Consider the following 2,078-nt stretch of genomic DNA (forward strand, 5'->3'; position numbering starts at 1 on the left):
TGTTAAGGCGGCTCAATGAATTGCTGAATTAACTGCTGCAACTTTCGTTGCTTTGGTCACTTCATCAGACATTGAAATCAAAAATTGTTTTTGATGCTCGATGCTGTGAGTGCCCACACAGATTGCTTGATTCAAATTGTTAAAGAGCAGGGTCTGAAACTATAACCCTCACCAGCTTGCTTTGCAAGGTGGACCAGACACGCACTGCGCCGTGCTGATGGAGGCGCATTATAGGGATATGATTCTCGCTGACAAGCGAAAACTACGTGTTTATTTGAAAAAGACGTCCAGGTGTTTAATCAACAACCAACCAGGCTAAAAAACCATCAACGATTCATCTAAATGAGCCTGCACACCTTCTCTATCGCTACCAATCGGTACCCGTTTTCGCCACATCAAGATCTACATGCCAGCCACGCCAGGCACACAAAAATGAAAAGGGCCCCTCGGGGCCCTTCAGATCACGCTGCTTGTAGATCAGATGGAGAAACTGGAACCGCAACCGCAGGTCGTCGTGGCGTTGGGGTTGGTCACGGTGAAACGGGAACCTTCCAGGCCTTCGGTGTAATCCACGCTGCCGCCGACCAGGTATTGCAGGCTCATGGGATCGATCACCATGGTGACGCCGCTCTTCTCGACCACGGTATCGCCATCATTGATTTTCTCGTCAAACGTGAAACCGTACTGGAAACCGGAGCAGCCCCCCCCAGTGATGTAGACCCGCAACTTGAGTTCGGGATTCTCTTCTTCGGTGATCAAGGTCTTTACCTTGTTGGCTGCCGCATCCGTCATCTGGATGGGCAAGGGGGCTTCTGCTACTGCACTCATTGCTGACCTCACAACCGTTACATCCACAAACATGGAAACCGCGAAATTATCCAATACCCGACCATTTAGTTCAAGTATTCACCACTCTCTTACTGCGCTGCCGGCAAGGGGACTGGTTGAGCGATCAGAGGCTTGAGCACCTCGTTCCACTCGGCCACCAGTTCCTGGGCCGGTTGCCGACCCTCCTTCGGGATGAGGATTCTCACCCTGTCCGGGATGAAGCCTGAGGGAAGCTGCCAATTGCCCTCCAAGAGCTGGAAATATCGCAACGCGTAGCGTCCCTCCCCCACCTTCATGCCAAGGTCCCGGCCACTGAGGATCCTGGGCTTGTCAGCCAGACTGCCTTCGAGCCGGATCTGCACCTGCCCCCGAAACAGCTCCCGCTTCTTGGCGGGTTGTGTGAGCGCCAGACGATAGTGGTAGCGACCCGGCACACTCGTCTCCTGCAATGTCAGATTGTCGATGGATACCCCCACCTGTTCGCCGGTGGGACGCATGATGCGCTCGAAGAAGGCGAGCTGACGTTTCTGCTCCTGTACCTGGGCTTCCTGATCCTTGAGCGTCTGCTGAAGTTGCTCGAAGGCGGCCTTCTGGGTCGCCAGCAGGGTCTCCCTGACGCCGAGATCCGTCTTCAGTTGTGCAATGGCCTTGCTCTGACGCTCCAACGTCTCTTGCTGCACCGTCATCAGGCTGCTCTGAGCCAGCTCCTGTCTGTTCCCGACGACATAACCGATACATGCCCCCACGGCCAGCACCACCAATAACTTCACGATTTGGGACATAAGGCCTCTTCTATATGCCGACATCAACACGGCCGGTTTCTTTTCACTATACGCGACCATGCCGGATTGATACGGATAAACAAAGAGTTAACCGGTCGCGATGCTGCTTTCACCCCGGTTTTGACGCGCAGCAAGCCGTAAAGTTCGCTCCAGGATCTGGGAATAGATAGGGCGCCCCCCCAACCATTGCGCCACCAGGGTTGCCCCTATGGTGGTGATCATCATGGGCAGGATCAGCTGATAGTTGTCGGTCATCTCGGTCACCAGCACGATGCCGGTAATGGGGGCACGCACGGTGGCGGCGAAGAGCGCCCCCATGCCGGCGATGGCAAAGGCGCCCGGTTCGATGCCGAGATCGGGAAATGCAGAGTGGAACAGGTGACCAAAGATCAGGTTCTTCGCGGGATCCTGGGAAAGTGGAAGTTGACAGACAGAGTGCTGGTAAACTGGTTGTCGCCAAACACACCA

General features: G+C 54.8%; 3 protein-coding genes. All 3 read right to left on the bottom strand.

The window, feature by feature from the left end; genetic code table 11:
- Positions 1-477: 477 nt before the first annotated feature.
- Positions 478-828, bottom strand: a complete 351-nt coding sequence (gene erpA, locus OKC30_RS20590) for an iron-sulfur cluster insertion protein ErpA (RefSeq protein ID WP_010675554.1) — start codon at positions 826-828, stop codon at positions 478-480.
- A gap of 89 nt (positions 829-917) precedes the next feature.
- Entirely contained in the window at positions 918-1,610 is a 693-nt protein-coding gene (locus OKC30_RS20595) for a DUF6776 family protein (RefSeq protein ID WP_160837816.1), read from the bottom strand.
- 87 nt (positions 1,611-1,697) lie between these two features.
- The coding region (locus OKC30_RS20600; RefSeq protein WP_270667007.1) for a chloride channel protein at positions 1,698-2,078 on the bottom strand (381 nt) is incomplete at its 5' end.

The organism is Aeromonas sp. QDB18, assembly GCF_027705325.1.
Lineage (GTDB): Bacteria > Pseudomonadota > Gammaproteobacteria > Enterobacterales > Aeromonadaceae > Aeromonas > Aeromonas caviae.